The 15664-nt window shown below is 45.5% G+C and carries 16 protein-coding genes; 13 read left to right on the top strand and 3 right to left on the bottom strand.

Features of this window, described 5'->3' with window-relative positions; translation table 11 throughout:
* The first annotated feature begins 19 nt into the window (after positions 1–19).
* From BU202_RS03730 to BU202_RS03715, 4 genes are all read left to right on the top strand, one after another.
* A complete protein-coding gene (locus tag BU202_RS03730) occupies positions 20–649 on the top strand; it encodes an NAD(P)-dependent oxidoreductase (protein ID WP_075104466.1) in 630 nt (209 codons plus the stop codon).
* Positions 650–879: 230 nt separating this feature from the next.
* A complete protein-coding gene (locus BU202_RS03725; RefSeq protein ID WP_075104465.1) occupies positions 880–1311 on the top strand; it encodes an Rrf2 family transcriptional regulator in 432 nt (143 codons plus the stop codon).
* An 80-nt stretch (positions 1312–1391) separates the two neighbouring features.
* Positions 1392–2399, top strand: coding sequence for an NADP-dependent oxidoreductase (locus BU202_RS03720; protein WP_075104464.1), 1008 nt, complete (start codon positions 1392–1394; stop codon positions 2397–2399).
* 9 nt (positions 2400–2408) lie between these two features.
* On the top strand, positions 2409–3245 hold the full coding sequence (locus BU202_RS03715) for an alpha/beta fold hydrolase (protein WP_075104463.1): 837 nt from the start codon (positions 2409–2411) through the stop codon (positions 3243–3245).
* A 499-nt stretch (positions 3246–3744) separates the two neighbouring features.
* Here the strand turns inward: BU202_RS03715 and BU202_RS03710 are convergent, their stop codons facing one another.
* Together BU202_RS03710 and BU202_RS03705 are read right to left on the bottom strand one after the other, a co-directional pair.
* Positions 3745–4269, bottom strand: coding sequence for a GNAT family N-acetyltransferase (locus tag BU202_RS03710; protein WP_083605752.1), 525 nt, complete (start codon positions 4267–4269; stop codon positions 3745–3747).
* The gene (locus tag BU202_RS03705; RefSeq protein ID WP_075104462.1) at positions 4262–5344 is read right to left on the bottom strand and encodes a M24 family metallopeptidase; all 1083 of its coding nucleotides are present in this window, start codon (positions 5342–5344) and stop codon (positions 4262–4264) included. The genes BU202_RS03710 and BU202_RS03705 overlap by 8 nt, the downstream gene beginning before the upstream one ends.
* Before the next feature lie 244 nt (positions 5345–5588).
* On the opposite strand from BU202_RS03705, the gene ccpA reads away from it, so the two are divergent.
* From ccpA to BU202_RS03660, 9 genes are all read left to right on the top strand, one after another.
* Positions 5589–6590, top strand: coding sequence for a catabolite control protein A (ccpA, locus tag BU202_RS03700; RefSeq protein WP_075104667.1), 1002 nt, complete (start codon positions 5589–5591; stop codon positions 6588–6590).
* A gap of 99 nt (positions 6591–6689) precedes the next feature.
* Positions 6690–7688 carry an LTA glycolipid anchor biosynthesis glycosyltransferase, IagA/BgsA family gene (locus tag BU202_RS03695; protein ID WP_075104461.1) on the top strand — a complete coding sequence of 333 codons (999 nt, stop codon included), beginning with the start codon at positions 6690–6692 and terminating at the stop codon, positions 7686–7688.
* The gene (locus BU202_RS03690; protein ID WP_075104460.1) at positions 7689–9005 is read left to right on the top strand and encodes a glycosyltransferase family 4 protein; all 1317 of its coding nucleotides are present in this window, start codon (positions 7689–7691) and stop codon (positions 9003–9005) included.
* Positions 9006–9055: 50 nt separating this feature from the next.
* On the top strand, positions 9056–9397 hold the full coding sequence (locus BU202_RS03685; RefSeq protein ID WP_075104459.1) for a hypothetical protein: 342 nt from the start codon (positions 9056–9058) through the stop codon (positions 9395–9397).
* Between the two features lie 292 nt (positions 9398–9689).
* The gene (locus BU202_RS03680) at positions 9690–10103 is read left to right on the top strand and encodes a hypothetical protein (RefSeq protein WP_075104458.1); all 414 of its coding nucleotides are present in this window, start codon (positions 9690–9692) and stop codon (positions 10101–10103) included.
* A 73-nt stretch (positions 10104–10176) separates the two neighbouring features.
* Positions 10177–10770, top strand: a complete 594-nt coding sequence (locus BU202_RS03675; RefSeq protein ID WP_075104457.1) for a DUF1349 domain-containing protein — start codon at positions 10177–10179, stop codon at positions 10768–10770.
* A gap of 47 nt (positions 10771–10817) precedes the next feature.
* Positions 10818–12767 (top strand): threonine--tRNA ligase, encoded by a 1950-nt coding sequence (gene thrS, locus BU202_RS03670; protein WP_075104456.1) that lies wholly within the window; start codon positions 10818–10820, stop codon positions 12765–12767.
* Positions 12768–12904: 137 nt separating this feature from the next.
* Complete coding sequence (locus BU202_RS03665; RefSeq protein ID WP_075104666.1) at positions 12905–13924, top strand: DUF3114 domain-containing protein; 1020 nt, start codon at positions 12905–12907, stop codon at positions 13922–13924.
* Positions 13925–13979: 55 nt separating this feature from the next.
* Complete coding sequence (locus tag BU202_RS03660) at positions 13980–14348, top strand: nuclear transport factor 2-like protein (protein WP_075104455.1); 369 nt, start codon at positions 13980–13982, stop codon at positions 14346–14348.
* 173 nt (positions 14349–14521) lie between these two features.
* On the opposite strand, the gene adhP is transcribed toward BU202_RS03660, so the two are convergent.
* A complete protein-coding gene (gene adhP / locus BU202_RS03655; RefSeq protein WP_075104454.1) occupies positions 14522–15538 on the bottom strand; it encodes an alcohol dehydrogenase AdhP in 1017 nt (338 codons plus the stop codon).
* Between the last annotated feature and the right edge of the window lie 126 nt (positions 15539–15664).

Raw genomic sequence — 15664 nt, 5'->3', positions numbered from 1 at the left:
CAACGATTGGAGAAAACAAATGAAACTAGCAGTAATTGGTGCAAATGGACAGGCAGGACAAGCGATTGTAGCAGAAGCGGTGGCGCGTGGGCATGAGGTGACAGCCATTGTCCGCTCCAGCAATCAATCGCAGGCGCAAGAAGTCTTGCAAAAAGATTTATTTGCCTTGGAAGCAGCTGACTTGGCAGGATTTGATGCGGTGGTTAGTGCTTTTGGGGCATTTACACCCGAAACATTTCCGCAACACACGACTTCTTTGGAGCATTTGACCGCCATTTTAGCAGGAAGTGGCACACGCCTCTTGGTCGTTGGTGGAGCAGGGAGCTTGTATGTGGATGAGAGCCTAACGACTCAACTCTACCAGACACCAGATTTTCCAGCAGACTATTTCCCCTTGGCAGAGGCCATGAGCAAGGGCTTAGCAGCTCTTCGAAATGTCAAAGATGTCAACTGGACCTATATCAGTCCAGCAGCGGACTTTGAAGTAGCCTATCCAAAAACGGGTGACTATATCCTTGCAGGCGAGGTCTTTACGGTAAATGAAGCAGGTGAAAGCAAGATTAGTTATGCAGATTATGCCATCGCTATGGTTGATGAAGTAGAAGCGGCTGCTCACCCTCAAGCACGCATTTCAGTCCTTGGAAAGTAGGTTGGTATGAGTTATCCATACCATAGTCAGATACAAACCAATATTTGAATTGTGGAGTATTCAAACCAATGATCAAACGCAATTTCTCGTGACAAGAGAGTTGCGTTTTTTTATCTGTCGGTACAATGGACACAGTAATGGAGTATTTTTTGAGCAAAAGTCTTGTCAAGAGCATTTCTTTATGGTAAACTTGTTCTTGTATCAGATACAGGAATAAAAAGGAGCCTTCTATGGATACAAAATTTTCTGTTGCCCTTCATATTCTAGCCATGATTAGCGAAAGCAAGGAAGTGTTAAGTTCTCAAGCCTTGGCGACAAGTGTTGGGACAAATCCGAGTTACATACGGAAAGTCATTGCCCTGTTGAAAAATGCTGAACTGATTACCTCCCACCAAGGGAAGTCGGGCTATCAGCTTAGCAAGTCTCCCAAGGAAATATCTTTGCTAGAGATTTACTATGCGACGCAGGAAGTGGACCACATCCGTCTCTTTCAAATGCATCAACATGCCAATCAGGAATGCCCGGTTGGACAGCATATCGAAGGAGCAGTAGCCCCCATTTTTACAAGTGTGGAGCAACAACTTGAAAAAAACTTGGCAGACCAAACGTTAGAGCAGGTGATTGACAATCTCTATCATGCAGCCAAGCAAGCTCGTATCTGACGAATCCGTCAGATTTTCTTAAGGCAAACATAGACTTGATTCAGATACAAGTACATCGAAATAAAGAAAAGGAAGAAAACATGAAAGCAGCACAACATACAACTTATAACAAAAACAATATCGCACTAACAATGGTGGACATTGCCAAACCAACAATTGCCCAACATCAAGTGCTTATCAAGGTCAAAGCAGCAGGGGTTAATCCACTAGATAATATGATTAGCCGTGGTGAGGTGAAGATGATTGTTCCTTATAAATTGCCACAGACGGCGGGAAATGAGGTCGTTGGTGTGGTGGAGCAAGTAGGCTCAAACGTCAAGCAATTTGCAGTGGGCGACCGCGTCTTTGGGCGTTTGCCGCTTGATCATATCGGTGCCTTTGCCGAGTATGTCGCAGTAGACGCTAAGGCCCTTGCGAAGGTGCCAGAGTATTTGACAGATGTGGAGGCAGCCGCTGTTCCTCTTACGGCTCTAACCATCATGCAGGCGCTTGACTTGATGCAGGCTCAAGCAGGCAAGACTATCTTCATTTCTGGGGGTACTGGTGGTGTCGGTGGGATGGCGATTCCTATCGCAAAAGCTAAAGGCTTAACCGTCATGACCAACGGTGACGGAGCCAATGCGGAGCGTGTTCTAGCTCTAGGGGCGGATCGCTTTATCGACTACAAGACAGAAGACTATACCAAGCTCATCAAGGACGTCGATTATGTCTTGGACACACTTGGCGGGGCAGAGACTGAAAAGCAAATGTCTATTATGAAAAAAGGTGGGCACTTGGTATCCCTTCGTGCCATGCCAAATGGTGCTTTTGCAAAACGCATGAAGTTACCAATAGCAAAACAACTTTTGTTTGAAGCAGCAGGTCATAAGTTTGACAAGATGGCTACGAAATACGGTGTGCATTATCATTTCATCTTTGTGGAAAGCAATGGTCAGCAGTTACAAGAAGTGGCGGATATTTTCACGAAACTTGAAATCAAGCCGTCCATTGATACCGTTTATCCATTTGAAGAAGTCAATGCAGCCCTTGATAAGGTAGCCAACGGTCGTTCACGTGGGAAAACAGTTCTCAGTTTTGACAAGCATTAAGGAGAAAATATGTCCTATATCACAACGAAAAATCACTATATAGAAGTAGCTGGTGAGAAGATTGCTTACCGAGAGCTTGGCAAGGGAACATCAGACTTGCCACTTGTGATGTTGGTGCATTTGGCAGCAACATTAGACAACTGGGATCCCAAATTGCTGGATTTGATTGCGGAAAAGCAACACTTGATTGTTTTGGATTTGCCCGGTGTCGGCGCCAGTCAAGGCAAGGTTGCAGCGACCATTCCTGGCATGGCAGAGCAGGCGCTTGCCATTGTGAAGGCCTTGGGTTACGAGCGGATTAACCTACTTGGACTGTCGATGGGCGGGATGATTGCGCAGGAAATGGTTCGTCTAGATAGTCACTTGGTCAATCGCTTGATTTTAGCAGGGACAGGCCCTCGCGGTGGAAAAGAAGTCGATAAGGTGACTGGAAAGACCTTTCGCTATATGCTAAGAGCAGCTCTTGAGCGGACTGATCCGAAACGTTATATCTTCTACAATCATGATGAACAAGGTCGCATCGAAGCAGAGAAGGTCTTGGGACGCATGGGAATGAGAAGTGATGCTCATGCAGATAAGGAGATGAAGGTGCCTGGTTTCCTCACACAGCTAAAAGCCATTAAGCGCTGGGGGAAAGCTGCTGCGGATGACTTGAGCTATATCACGCAACCGACCTTGATTGTCAATGGGGACAAGGATATGCAGGTTCCGACTGAAAATTCTTATGATATGCATGAGAAAATTAAGGGAAGTAAACTGATAATCTATCCCAATGCAGGTCATGGCTCTATTTTCCAATATGCCGATGAGTTTTCAAAAGAATTGCTTGCCTTTTTGGAGGCTTAACTGGGAAAAACGGTCATCTGGTCTAAGTGAGAGAATGACACAAGATGAAAAAACTCCGAATGAGACAGTTCTCGTTCGGAGTTTTGTTTATACTCTATAAAAAACAAAATCTGATTAGCTTCCACAATTGAGAATTGTGGAAGGTTGGAAATAAGGTTAGCGAAGAATCGTTCGCTAGCCTCTTCTAATAGAATGTTGATTTATCAACGTCATGGATAAGTTGCTCACAACTTTCTGTTCTCTTCAATGCTCCACTGGAGCATTGAACCCAGAGACAAGCCTCGCTTTCGGATTTCTAGGCTCAGGTATCAATAGTCACTTCCCTGACTGTCTTCGCTTTCTAGTTTCCGAACTCAGGTATTAACAGTCCACTGGACTGTTAATATATACGTCAACCTGTTAAAGCTATGAAACGTAATGAGGTAAGGTACTTTTGTCCCAACCTCCAACAGTTCAGCAAGGTGAGTTAACGACGTCAGATTTTGATTTTTGACGAGTATTAGATGGTTTTCCTAGCAATTACTAAACAAAGTGGTCCTTGCTGGGCTTCGCGGCCTGTTGGCTGAAAGCCAACTTTTGTCCAGAAATGGGCAGCTTCTGGGTAGGTTTTGACGTAGGCGAGTTGTAATTCATGATAATGAGCTCTTGCGAGGCAATCCTCCAAGAGGTGAAATACTTGAGTGCCAAAGCCGGTTTGCTGATAGTGGCCATGAATCATAAAGAGGCCAATCCAGGCAGTCTCGTCTGTCGGATAATCCAGTACCACATCCATCACAGCAACTAGCTCTTTTCCCTTCCAGCAACCGAGATAATATTTCTTATCAGGGCTACTAGAGGTTGGATAGTTGGTCATATCTTCTTTTACACTTTCCTGACTAGGCTTTGGTGGACAATGCTGAAAATAGAGCGGATTGGTCTGATAGAGGGCGAAGACGTCGTTCAGTTGCTCTAAGGTGACCTGCGCGATATAAAACTCGGGTCCGAGTCTAGAACAGTCCAGTGTTTCAAATATAGTTCTATCCAAAATACAACAACTCCTTGCTGGTGTCGGTAAAGACTTCAAAGCCGTTTTCGGTTACCACACCGCAGTCTTCGATACGGACACCGACCTTGCCAGGGATATAGATACCCGGTTCCACAGAGAAGCACATGCCTTCTTCAAGGACGAGGTCGTTTCCTTCCATGATGGATGGAAATTCATGAACATCCATGCCGATTCCGTGTCCTAAGCGGTGGTTGAAATACTCGCCGTAGCCAGCTTTTTCAATCACTTCACGAGCTGCGCGGTCCACATCGTGAGCTGTCACACCAGGTTTAATCATCCCAAGCGCTGCCTGCTGGGCTTCAAGGGTTAGGGCGTAGATGTCTTTTTTGAACTGGTCAGGCTGACCAACCGCAACCGTTCTCGTCATATCGCTGGCGTAGCCGTTAGCCATAACGCCTAAATCAAAGAGGAGAAGCGCATCATTTTCGACCTTGTGAGGGCCAGGAATCCCGTGTGGGTTAGCAGCGTTAGTGCCTGTTAAGACCATGGTTTCAAAGCTCATTTCAAGCCCTTCGCGCTTCATGGCAAATTCAATCTCTGCGATAATGTCGGTTTCTGTTTTGCCGAGCGAAATGGCCTCAAAACCTAACTGCACAGCCTTGTCTGCCCATTTTCCTGCAATCATCATTTTTTGAATTTCATCAGCGGACTTAATCAAGCGCATGCGGTTGATGATAGGTGTGAGATTGTCAAATGTAGCCTGTTCAAAGACGGTTTTCAAGCCTTGGTATTTGGTGAGGATGAGGTTGTCAAACTCAAGCCCAATGCGCTTGTAGTGTTTCTCTGGCAGGGCTGCCTTGATTTTTTCCCAAGGATTTTCAGAGTCGACATAGCCTACCACCGCAAAGTCGACGCTCTTTTTCGCCCGTTCTGCGTCCAAGGCTGGCACAAAGAGAAGCGGTGCATCTTCTTGGCTGACAAAGAGGAACATTTGGCGTTCGTGTGGGTCGCTGTAAAAGCCTGTGAGATAGGAAATGGAAACAGGATCTGAAAAGACGGCCATGTCCAATTCTGCTGTTTGCAATTGTGTGCGAATAGCTGTGATTTTGCTCATTAAAGTACCTTCTTTCTATTTGTTTCATTGTGTCAGAAAAGAGAGAAAAAATCAAGAGCTTATTGCAGAAAATCCGCGTATCTGTCCAGTCTTTTTTCGATTTGCAATCATTTTCCCTGATTTCTCAAAATTTTTCAAAAAAATGTGGGATATCGCTTGAAAGGGATTTCAAAAAATGATACACTATAAAGAGGGTGAAAGCGTAATTTTCATAAAAAAGAAATTGAAAGGAATTTACGATATGTTGAATACGGATGATACAGTAACCATTTATGACGTTGCTCGTGAAGCGGGTGTTTCGATGGCAACGGTCAGCCGAGTGGTGAATGGCAATAAGAATGTGAAGGAAAACACGCGTAAAAAAGTATTGGAAGTGATTGATCGCTTGGATTATCGTCCAAATGCTGTGGCGCGTGGTTTGGCAAGTAAGAAAACCACAACCGTTGGCGTTGTGATTCCAAATATTGCCAATGCTTATTTTGCAACCTTGGCTAAAGGAATTGACGACATCGCAGACATGTATAAGTACAATATTGTCCTAGCAAACAGCGATGAAAACGATGAAAAAGAAATCAATGTGGTCAATACCCTGTTTTCAAAACAGGTGGACGGGATTATTTTCATGGGCTACCACTTGACAGACAAGATTCGTGCCGAGTTTTCTCGTTCACGGACACCGATTGTGCTTGCGGGAACGGTTGACTTGGAGCACCAGTTGCCAAGTGTGAACATCGATTATGCAAAGGCAAGCAAGGATGCGGTGAACTTGCTAGCAAAACACAATGAAAAAATCGCCTTTGTTTCAGGTCCACTAGTGGATGACATCAATGGCAAAGTCCGTTTTGCAGGCTACAAAGATGGCTTGAAAGAAAATGGCTTGACCTTTAACGAAGGCCTTGTCTTTGAATCCAAATACAAGTACGAAGAAGGCTATGCCCTCGCAGATCGTATCTTGAATGCAGGTGCAACTGCAGCCTATGTAGCAGAAGATGAAATTGCTGCAGGCTTGTTAAATGGGATTGTTGACAAGGGCATCAAGGTGCCAGAAGACTTTGAGATTATCACAAGTGACGACTCATTGGTTACAAAATTCACCAATCCAAACTTGACCTCTGTGAGCCAACCTTTGTATGACATCGGTGCGATTGCCATGCGGATGTTGACAAAAATCATGCACAAGGAAGAATTGGATACACGTGAAGTCATCTTGAACCACGGTATTAAAGAGCGTAAATCAACGAAATAAAAAATAGAAGAGAGAAGCTAAGCGAGCCTTGGCTTCTTTTTCTATTCTCTCTACAGTTTAGGAGCATGGAAACAATAGATTGTGTGGTATAATAAGGGCATGAAAGTACTATTGTATCTAGAAGGAAAGACAGTTTTAGAAAAATCAGGAATTGGGCGGGCACTCCACCATCAGATGGAGGCGCTTGATTTGGCGGGCATTCCCTACACCACGGACCTCTTAGGAGACTACGATGTCGTCCATATCAATACGTATGGACCGCGCAGTTGGCTCTTGTTGCGGGCTGCCAAGCGCCGTGGGAAAAAGGTGATTTTGCATGGACATTCGACCATGGAAGATTTTCGGAATTCCTTTATCGGCTCCAACCTCTTGGCTCCTCTAGTGGGCAAATACCTGGCCAGCATGTACCAACAGGCTGATTTTGTGATTACGCCGTCTGAATACTCCAAGAAGTTGATTCAAGGGTATGGCGTGACAACCCCGATTGTTGCCGTCTCAAATGGAATTGACTTGAGGAAATATCAAAAAGACCCTCGCAAAGAAGCTATTTTTCGCGAGCATTTTGGAATTGAAGAAGGCCAACCTGTGGTGGTCTGTGCAGGTCTTTATTTCCGCCGCAAGGGAATCGAAGACTTTGTCAAGGTAGCAGAGCGCATGCCCCATGTTCGTTTTATTTGGCTGGGAAGTGTCAACAAGTGGATTATCCCTTCGTATATTCGTAAAATTGTCGAAGGCAATCATCCAGCAAATGTATCTTTTCCTGGCTATTTCAAGGGAGCTGTCTTTCAGGGAGCGATGAGTGGAGCAGATGCCTTTTTCTTCCCTTCCTATGAGGAGACAGAAGGGATTGTGGTCCTAGAAGCTCTTGCTAGTCACCAACAGGTCGTGCTCCGTGATATTCCTGTCTATGAGGGCTGGGTCGATGAGACTAGCGCAGAATTAGGGCGGACGGTGGATGATTTTGTGGCTTCTATCCAGAAGATTTTGGATAAACAAGTGGACAAGAGAGAGGCTGGTTACAAGGTAGCAGAAAGTCGCTCAATGGATAAGGTATCGCATCAATTGGTCGATGCCTACCGTCAAGTAATGGAGTTATAGATGAGAATTGGACTATTTACAGATACCTATTTTCCGCAAGTATCAGGCGTAGCGACCTCGATTAAGACGCTCAAGACCGAGCTAGAAAAGCAGGGACACCGCGTCTTTATCTTTACGACGACTGACAAGGATGTCAATCGCTATGAGGATTGGGATATTATTCGGATTCCGAGCGTGCCCTTTTTTGCCTTTAAGGATCGTCGGGTGGCCTATCGTGGATTTGCTGATGCCCTGAAAATTGCAGGGCGTTATGATTTGGACATCATCCACACCCAGACAGAATTTTCCTTGGGGATTTTGGGGAAAATGATTGCGCGGGAACTGGATATTCCCGTGGTGCATACCTACCACACCCAGTATGAAGATTATGTCCGCTATATTGCCAAGGGAAAATTGATTCGTCCCAGCATGGTCAAGTATCTGGTTCGTGCCTTTTTGAACGATTTGGACGGGGTGATTTGTCCCAGCGAAATTGTTGAAAATCTTCTGACAGAATACAATGTCCTGATTTCCAAACGGGTGATTCCGACAGGGATTGAACTCGCCAAGTTTGACCGCCCAGAGATTACCAGCGAGGCCATCTTAGAACTACGAGAGCAGTTGGGCATTCAGCCAGATGAGACCATGTTGCTCAGCCTGTCACGGATTTCCTATGAAAAAAATATTCAGGCCATCATCGCGGCTATGCCGCGCATTCTCGCTGAAAATGAAAAGGTTAAGCTGATTATTGCAGGTGGTGGACCTTATGCTGAAGAATTGGCGCAGCAGATTAAAGACTTGCAGTTGGAGGAGCGGGTCGTTATGACGGGCATGATTGCACCGAGCGAGACGGCTCTCTATTATAAGGCGGCGGATTTCTTCGTTTCAGCCTCTACTAGTGAAACGCAGGGCTTGACCTATCTTGAAAGTCTGGCTTCTGGCACACCCGTCATCGCGGAGTGGAATCCTTACTTGGAAAATGTCGTGACTGACAAGATGTTTGGAACCTTGTACAAGCATGAGGCGGAGCTAGCCGATGCTGTTTTGGATGCTATTTTAGTGACCCCCGACATGAGCCCGCATCACCTAGCGAAAAAGTTGTATGACATCTCGGCTGAAAATTTTGGTCGTAGGGTCTATGAATACTATCTGGACTTGAAAATTTCCTATGATTTTAGGCGTGAACATATCAATGACGATAGCACAGCCGAAACCTTGTTGAAAGAGGCTATTAGCTTGCCTAAGCGCGCCTTTGTCAAATCGTCTGACACAACAGCTACTATCGTTAAAAAATCCGTTGAGCAGGTCAAGTCTATCCGGAATTATTTTGAGGAGTAAAAAAGACGGGAAATGCCGTTCGCCACGAATACACAAGAGGAGGTGCAGCGATGAAGATTCTAAAAAGAGATAGCTTATTTCTATGTTTGATAGCCTTTATGTATATCGGTTTTCAATTTCTCATTCCCTATCTGAGTTCGAATGAGCTGGTACAAAAAGCACACTATGTCAACCTTGTCGTGCTCTACATTCCGCTGGTTGTTTTTCTAACGAGTTTTGCATATGGGGTGCGGTTTGGATTTCACATTCGCTATGCGCTCTATGTCTTTCTACTCTTTCCCTTGACAATCGTGCTATTTCAAGAGTGGATTTTCCTCTATCAAGTCGCCTATACCCTTTTTGCTCTTTTGGGAAATGGTATCGGCCACCTCATCTATCGCTTGAAACGATAGTCACAGAAAAATCAGAAAAAATACTTGAAATTTTACCTAAAGGTGCTATAATAACAATCAGAGACACGTCTATTAGGAACTTTTTTCAAGAGAGTGCGTGGTTGCTGCAAACGCATAAAAAGCCTGATGAGATACTCCTCTCCCTGTTTTTATGAAAACATAAAACGGTTGCTACGATATAGCTAATTCGAGGTGTTTTCTAGTGTTAAGCTAGGTAAGCACGAATGAAGGTGGAACCACGTTACGACGTCCTTTTGAGGATGTCGTTTTTGTTTTTTGATGAGGGAATATATTGAAAACGATTTTAAAATGGCTTAAAAAAATTCTCTTAGTCTGTCGGAATGTTGTCTATTTCAGTGTCTTTTTTGTCTTGTTTATCATTAGTTATATGGTTTTTCTTTGGCTATTTCTCTATGTGATGAGCTGGAATAAGCCAAATGTTGCCGAGGAAACTTCTCCCGATGGTAAGTATCGTGTAGTCTTTCAGGAGAGAGAGGCACCCGATTGGCCATTCGGGTCAGCTCATGCTAGGGTAATCCTCTATGAGGGTTCTCAAGTCATTGAACGATTTGATGAAGACTTTGCCAATGATGGAGGCCATTTTAGTGAGTATAATTATTCAGTATATTGGAAAGAAGATGAGGTGGCCATCAATTTTTTCGGTGAGGGAGACCCCATTCAGCGAGTGATTCCCCTTGAGGACTGAATTCGTTTCCGTCTACCATTGGTGTAGAAGGAGAAAAAAGCGCTTTGTGATGTGATGAAAAAAGGAGGAGATAATGGAAAATTTTACAGCTGATAAGCTCAAATGGACACGAAAGCCTGCTAGTTACAGCGTGTCGGATGAGGAAATTTTGATGACGACCCTGCCCCACACCGACCTCTGGCAGCGGACCTATTACCATTTCCGCAATGACAATGCCCCAGTATTGCAAATGGAAACGGATGAGGAATTCTTTTCCTTTGTCGTGAAGACAGAGTTTGACAGCCAGCACCGTTTTGATCAATGCGGGGTTGTGGTCTATCTGGATAGTGAAAACTGGCTCAAGGCTTCGATTGAGTATGAAAATGAAACCATTCAGCATTTGGGCAGTGTCGTGACCAACCACGGTTATTCCGACTGGGCAACGACCGAGATTGCAGCGAACATCAAGGAAATGTGGTACCGCCTCAGTCGCCGCGGACAGGATTTCCGTATCGAATGTTCGACAGACGGCAGGCAGTTTCAGCAGATGCGCATCTGCCATTTGCACGAAGCCAAGGCAACCATTTCCTTTGGCATCTATGCTTGCAGTCCAGAGGATTCGTCCTTTACCGCTCGCTTTACGAATCTGTCCCTCGGAGAATGCGTGTGGCAGGCCCACGACGGGTAGGCACCTGATGACTTGGACTAAGATATTATAAAATTAAGGAGATAAATATGATTAAGATTACTTTCCCAGACGGCGCTGTGCGCGAATTTGAGTCTGGTATTACAACCTTTGAGATTGCGCAGTCTATCAGCAATTCCCTCGCTAAAAAGGCTCTTGCTGGTAAATTCAACGGCAAATTGATTGACACTACGCGTGCCATTACAGAAGATGGCTCGCTTGAGATTGTCACTCCAGACCATGAAGATGCCCTTGACATCTTGCGCCATTCAGCAGCTCACCTGTTTGCCCAAGCGGCTCGCCGCCATTTCCCAGACATTCACTTGGGAGTTGGTCCTGCAATTCAAGACGGTTTCTACTATGATACGGACAATGAAGCAGGTCAGATTTCAAATGAAGATTTGGCAGCCATCGAAGAAGAGATGAAAAAGATTGTCAAGGAGAATTTCCCAAGCATTCGTGAGGAAGTGTCAAAAGATGAGGCACGTGAGATTTTCAAGCATGACCCTTACAAATTGGAACTGATTGAAGAGCATTCAGAAGACGAAGGTGGCTTGACCATCTATCGCCAAGGGGAATATGTCGATCTTTGCCGTGGTCCTCATGTGCCATCAACAGGTCGCATTCAGGTCTTCCAATTGCTCAACGTAGCAGGTGCTTACTGGCGTGGCAATAGCGACAACGCAATGATGCAACGGGTCTATGGTACGGCTTGGTTCGATAAAAAAGATTTGAAAAAATACATTCAAATGCGGGAAGAAGCCAAGGAGCGTGACCACAGAAAACTCGGTAAAGAGCTAGATTTGTTCATGATTAGCCAAGAAGTAGGACAAGGCTTGCCATTCTGGTTGCCAAACGGGGCGACAATTCGCCGCACCTTGGAGCGCTACATCACCGATAAGGAGCTAGCGTCTGGCTACCAACACGTTTACACACCACCGCTTGCCTCTGTTGAGTTGTATAAGACGTCAGGCCACTGGGAGCACTATTCAGAAGATATGTTCCCAACCATGGACATGGGAGACGGCGAAGAATTTGTCCTTCGTCCAATGAACTGTCCGCACCACATTCAAGTCTATAAAAATCATGTCCGTTCCTACCGCGAATTGCCAGTCCGCATTGCGGAGCTTGGAATGATGCACCGCTATGAAAAATCAGGTGCCCTTTCAGGTCTTCAACGGGTGCGTGAAATGACCTTGAATGATGGCCATATCTTCGTTGCCCCAGAGCAGATTCAAGAAGAGTTCAAACGTGCGCTCCAATTGATTATCGATGTGTATGCAGACTTCAACTTGACCGATTACCGCTTCCGTCTGTCTTACCGCGACCCAGCAGATAAGCATAAATACTATGACAATGACGAGATGTGGGAAAATGCCCAACGCATGTTGAAAGGTGCCATGGATGACATGGAATTGGACTACTTTGAAGCAGAAGGAGAAGCAGCCTTCTACGGTCCAAAATTGGATATTCAGGTGAAAACAGCCCTTGGAAATGAAGAAACACTTTCAACCATCCAGCTTGATTTCTTGTTGCCAGAGCGCTTTGACCTCCACTACATCGGAGCAGACGGCGAAGAGCACCGCCCAGTCATGATTCACCGCGGGGTTATCTCCACCATGGAGCGCTTTACTGCGATTTTGATTGAAACCTATAAAGGAGCTTTCCCAACCTGGCTTGCTCCAACCCAAGTAACGCTGATCCCCGTTTCCAATGAAAAACATGTGGACTACGCTTGGGAAGTAGCCAAAGAATTGCAAAATCGTGGTGTTCGTGCCGTTGTTGATGAACGCAATGAAAAAATGCAATACAAGATTCGCCAAAGTCAAACCGGTAAAATTCCATACCAATTGATTGTCGGAGACAAGGAAATGGAAGACCGCGCCGTCAACGTCCGCCGCTACGGCCACAAGGAAACGCAGACGGTCAGCCTTGCAGACTTTACCGAGCAAATCCTAGCAGACATCGCCAACTACTCGCGCGTGAAAACAGAAGAGTAGGACATACTAGTAGGGGTTGAGTGTTACTTAGCTCCTATTTTGCTATGGAGCTATGGTTTATCAAATAGCAACAAAAAGGAAAGAAGAAGTTGCAGGCATCATGCTTGATGCAGTGGAGCATTGGAAAGGAGGAAGCCATGTGGCAAATTCTCGCAAAACGCAAGTGGAGTTTTACCCAGCACGGGCTAGTTGAGCACTATCGTGTGGCACGTCAGCTTTTGGCCCTCAAGGCGCAGGGCTGGTCTGATGCTAGCCTAAAAAGCGCAGTAGCATGCAGACTGGACTTGGGTGACAGTCGGATTGGCTCCTCGCTTTTTGGCAAGCTGTGGCAGCTAGAGAAAAACTCTAAATCTCCCAGACAGCTCTTGGAGTTATTGGTTGCGATTGTCGGCATGCCAGAGGATGTGTCAGGGGACTTGGCAGAACATCAAGCCTTGGTGGCGCGGTTTCATCCAGACCTAGCTCCCCATGATTCCTTTTGGTGGGAGCTTTCCGCGCTGGTTGACCAAGCCTTTCCAGGACAGACCATGGCAGAAAGAGACTTGCTAGCAAGGCAACTTCACCAGCTCCGCTATGTCATTTCCAGCCAGCAGGCAGAATATGTCCGCCTGCATTTCAAAAAAACAGGGGAGACGGACAGCCAAGCCCTTGCTCGTTATTTGAGAAAAACCTATCCATGGTGGCGCTGGAAAAAAGATTATGCGATTGGTACCTCGGCTCGTCTCCATAACAAGCTCAAGTTTGAAAGTGGAAAGAAAATCTATCCGTCTCACTATCCGTCCTTTAATATCAAGATTCTGCTTCATTTTCATACGGAATTTATCCTTGATAGTCAAGGACATTTTCTCAATGAAATGGACGCGCAGGAGCTAACCGAAATCGGTGTGGTCAACGGAGCCAGCTTCAACTATGGCAAGGCTGGCAAACGCCACTGGGACTTGGATGTGGACACGGTTGGTCCGCACGATCCCGCCTTTCGCAATCAGGCGACTAAAGGCTTTCGCGCCCCAAATCGTAGTCACAAGCTAGAAGATGACTATGAGCGCAGCTATTTTAATCCCCAAGGACTCTATGCCCAAGATGGCTTGTCCAGTTATCAACAGACCAAGTTGGTCGTGCGAGCTTTTAAAAAGCTGCTGTGGAAAAAGTGCTTGTAAATCGGGGCGAAATCCTGTAAAATCAAGATATATAAACGTTCGTGAGGTGGTAAAAATGGAAATTCCATCATTTGTAGATGCTGTCTTAAAGCAGGATGAGGGGAAACTAAGAACCTTTTTTGCGGAGAATGCCGTGATTCGCTGGCACTGCACCAACGAGTGTTTTTCTGTGGACGAGTATCTTCGAGCCAATTGTGACTATCCTGGAGACTGGGATGGGGAAATCGAGCGCATAGAGGAAGCAGGAGATACCACCATCGTGGTGCTTCGGGTCTTTCCTGTGGACAAATCGTTTTCTGTCCATGCTGTGAGCTTTATCAAAACACAAGAGGACTTGATTGTGGCGCTTGACGAGTATTGGGCAGATGATGGAGACATTCCCGACTGGAGAAAGGCCATGCGACTAGGCAAGCCGATTGTGTAAACGATGAAACCCGCTGAAGAACTGTGTTTCTTCAGCGGGTTTTTGCTTCTAGTTAAGTGTATAGTGGACGGAGAAAGGAATAGGACAAGGCAAGGAGTTGCAGATAGAACTGGCGTCCATCAAAGAGACTTAACGATGTCCTGACCTTTATTCCATTCACTATAGAAAATCGATTAATGAGTAAAGTCCAGTACCATACGTCCTTGAATGGTTCCAGCAGCCATTTCGTCAAATACAGCAGGAGCATCCTCTACTGGACGAGTTTGAACAACTGGGACAACCAAGCCTTCAGCGCCAAATTGGAAGGCTTCTTCAAGATCTTTACGTGTTCCAACGAGTGATCCAACCACTTGGATACCATCCAGTACGGTCTTGACAATGCTTAGGTCCATCATTTCTGAAGGAAGACCGACAGCAACGACACGACCACCAGCACGGACACTATTAACAGCTTGGTTAAAGGCAACTTTTGATACTGCTGTTACAACAGCGGAGTGAGTTCCGCCTGTCTTTTCTTGGATAAGGCCTGCTACATCTTCAACTTCAAGTCCGTTGATGACGATGTCAGCACCAACTTTTTTAGCTAATTCGAGTTTATCATTGTTAATATCAATTGCTACAACATGGGCATTGAAAACTTTTTTCGCATATTGGACAGCCAAGTTTCCAAGTCCCCCAGCACCAAAGAGGGCAATCCATTGACCTGGTTTTAGTTGAGCCTCTTTAATTGCTTTATAGGTTGTAACCCCTGCGCAAGTGATAGAGCTAGCTTGGGCTGGGTCAAGATTTTCAGGAACTTTAACAGCATAGTCTGCGGTTACAATACATTGCTCCGCCATTCCCCCATCAACAGAGTAGCCAGCATTTTTAACGGTGCGGCAGAGAGTTTCGCGACCTGTATTACAGTATTCACAAGCACCACAGCCTTCAAAGAACCAAGCGATGCTGACACGGTCGCCGACTTTCAAATTTTTCACATCTGGCGCAATTTCTTTAACAATCCCAATTCCTTCATGGCCTAGAGTGCGACCAGGAACTTTGCCAAAGATTCCATGGACAATGTGCAAGTCGGAGTGGCAGACACCACAGTATTCCACTTCAACGAGAGCTTCACCGCTCTCAAGTGGACGAAGTTCTTTTTCAACGATCTCTACACCAGTAGATTCAGAATTTACAACAACAGCTTTCATAAAACTGCCTCCTATTATGTTTTTTCTCGTTCATTATCTCACAAATTCCACAGAAAATCAATCAACTGATTACATTTTAAAGAAATTCTTGTGGCGCTTGACGAGTATTGGGCAGATGATGGAGAC

The organism is Streptococcus cuniculi, from assembly GCF_001921845.1.
GTDB classification, from domain to species: Bacteria; Bacillota; Bacilli; order Lactobacillales; family Streptococcaceae; genus Streptococcus; species Streptococcus cuniculi.
Note: the sequence above shows the minus strand (reverse complement) of the source record. Positions and strands in the feature narration are given on the sequence as shown.

Bases quoted from the DNA above. Each gene is read 5' to 3' on its own strand.
- BU202_RS03685 (WP_075104459.1), top strand. From the start codon at position 9,056: ATGAAGATTCTAAAAAGAGATAGCTTATTTCTATGTTTGATAGCCTTT.
- BU202_RS03720 (WP_075104464.1), top strand. From the start codon at position 1,392: ATGAAAGCAGCACAACATACAACTTATAACAAAAACAATATCGCACTA.
- BU202_RS03695 (WP_075104461.1), top strand. From the start codon at position 6,690: ATGAAAGTACTATTGTATCTAGAAGGAAAGACAGTTTTAGAAAAATCA.
- BU202_RS03715 (WP_075104463.1), top strand. From the start codon at position 2,409: ATGTCCTATATCACAACGAAAAATCACTATATAGAAGTAGCTGGTGAG.
- adhP (WP_075104454.1), bottom strand. From the start codon at position 15,538: ATGAAAGCTGTTGTTGTAAATTCTGAATCTACTGGTGTAGAGATCGTT.
- BU202_RS03725 (WP_075104465.1), top strand. From the start codon at position 880: ATGGATACAAAATTTTCTGTTGCCCTTCATATTCTAGCCATGATTAGC.
- BU202_RS03665 (WP_075104666.1), top strand. From the start codon at position 12,905: ATGTGGCAAATTCTCGCAAAACGCAAGTGGAGTTTTACCCAGCACGGG.
- BU202_RS03705 (WP_075104462.1), bottom strand. From the start codon at position 5,344: ATGAGCAAAATCACAGCTATTCGCACACAATTGCAAACAGCAGAATTG.
- thrS (WP_075104456.1), top strand. From the start codon at position 10,818: ATGATTAAGATTACTTTCCCAGACGGCGCTGTGCGCGAATTTGAGTCT.
- BU202_RS03730 (WP_075104466.1), top strand. From the start codon at position 20: ATGAAACTAGCAGTAATTGGTGCAAATGGACAGGCAGGACAAGCGATT.
- BU202_RS03675 (WP_075104457.1), top strand. From the start codon at position 10,177: ATGGAAAATTTTACAGCTGATAAGCTCAAATGGACACGAAAGCCTGCT.
- BU202_RS03690 (WP_075104460.1), top strand. From the start codon at position 7,689: ATGAGAATTGGACTATTTACAGATACCTATTTTCCGCAAGTATCAGGC.
- BU202_RS03660 (WP_075104455.1), top strand. From the start codon at position 13,980: ATGGAAATTCCATCATTTGTAGATGCTGTCTTAAAGCAGGATGAGGGG.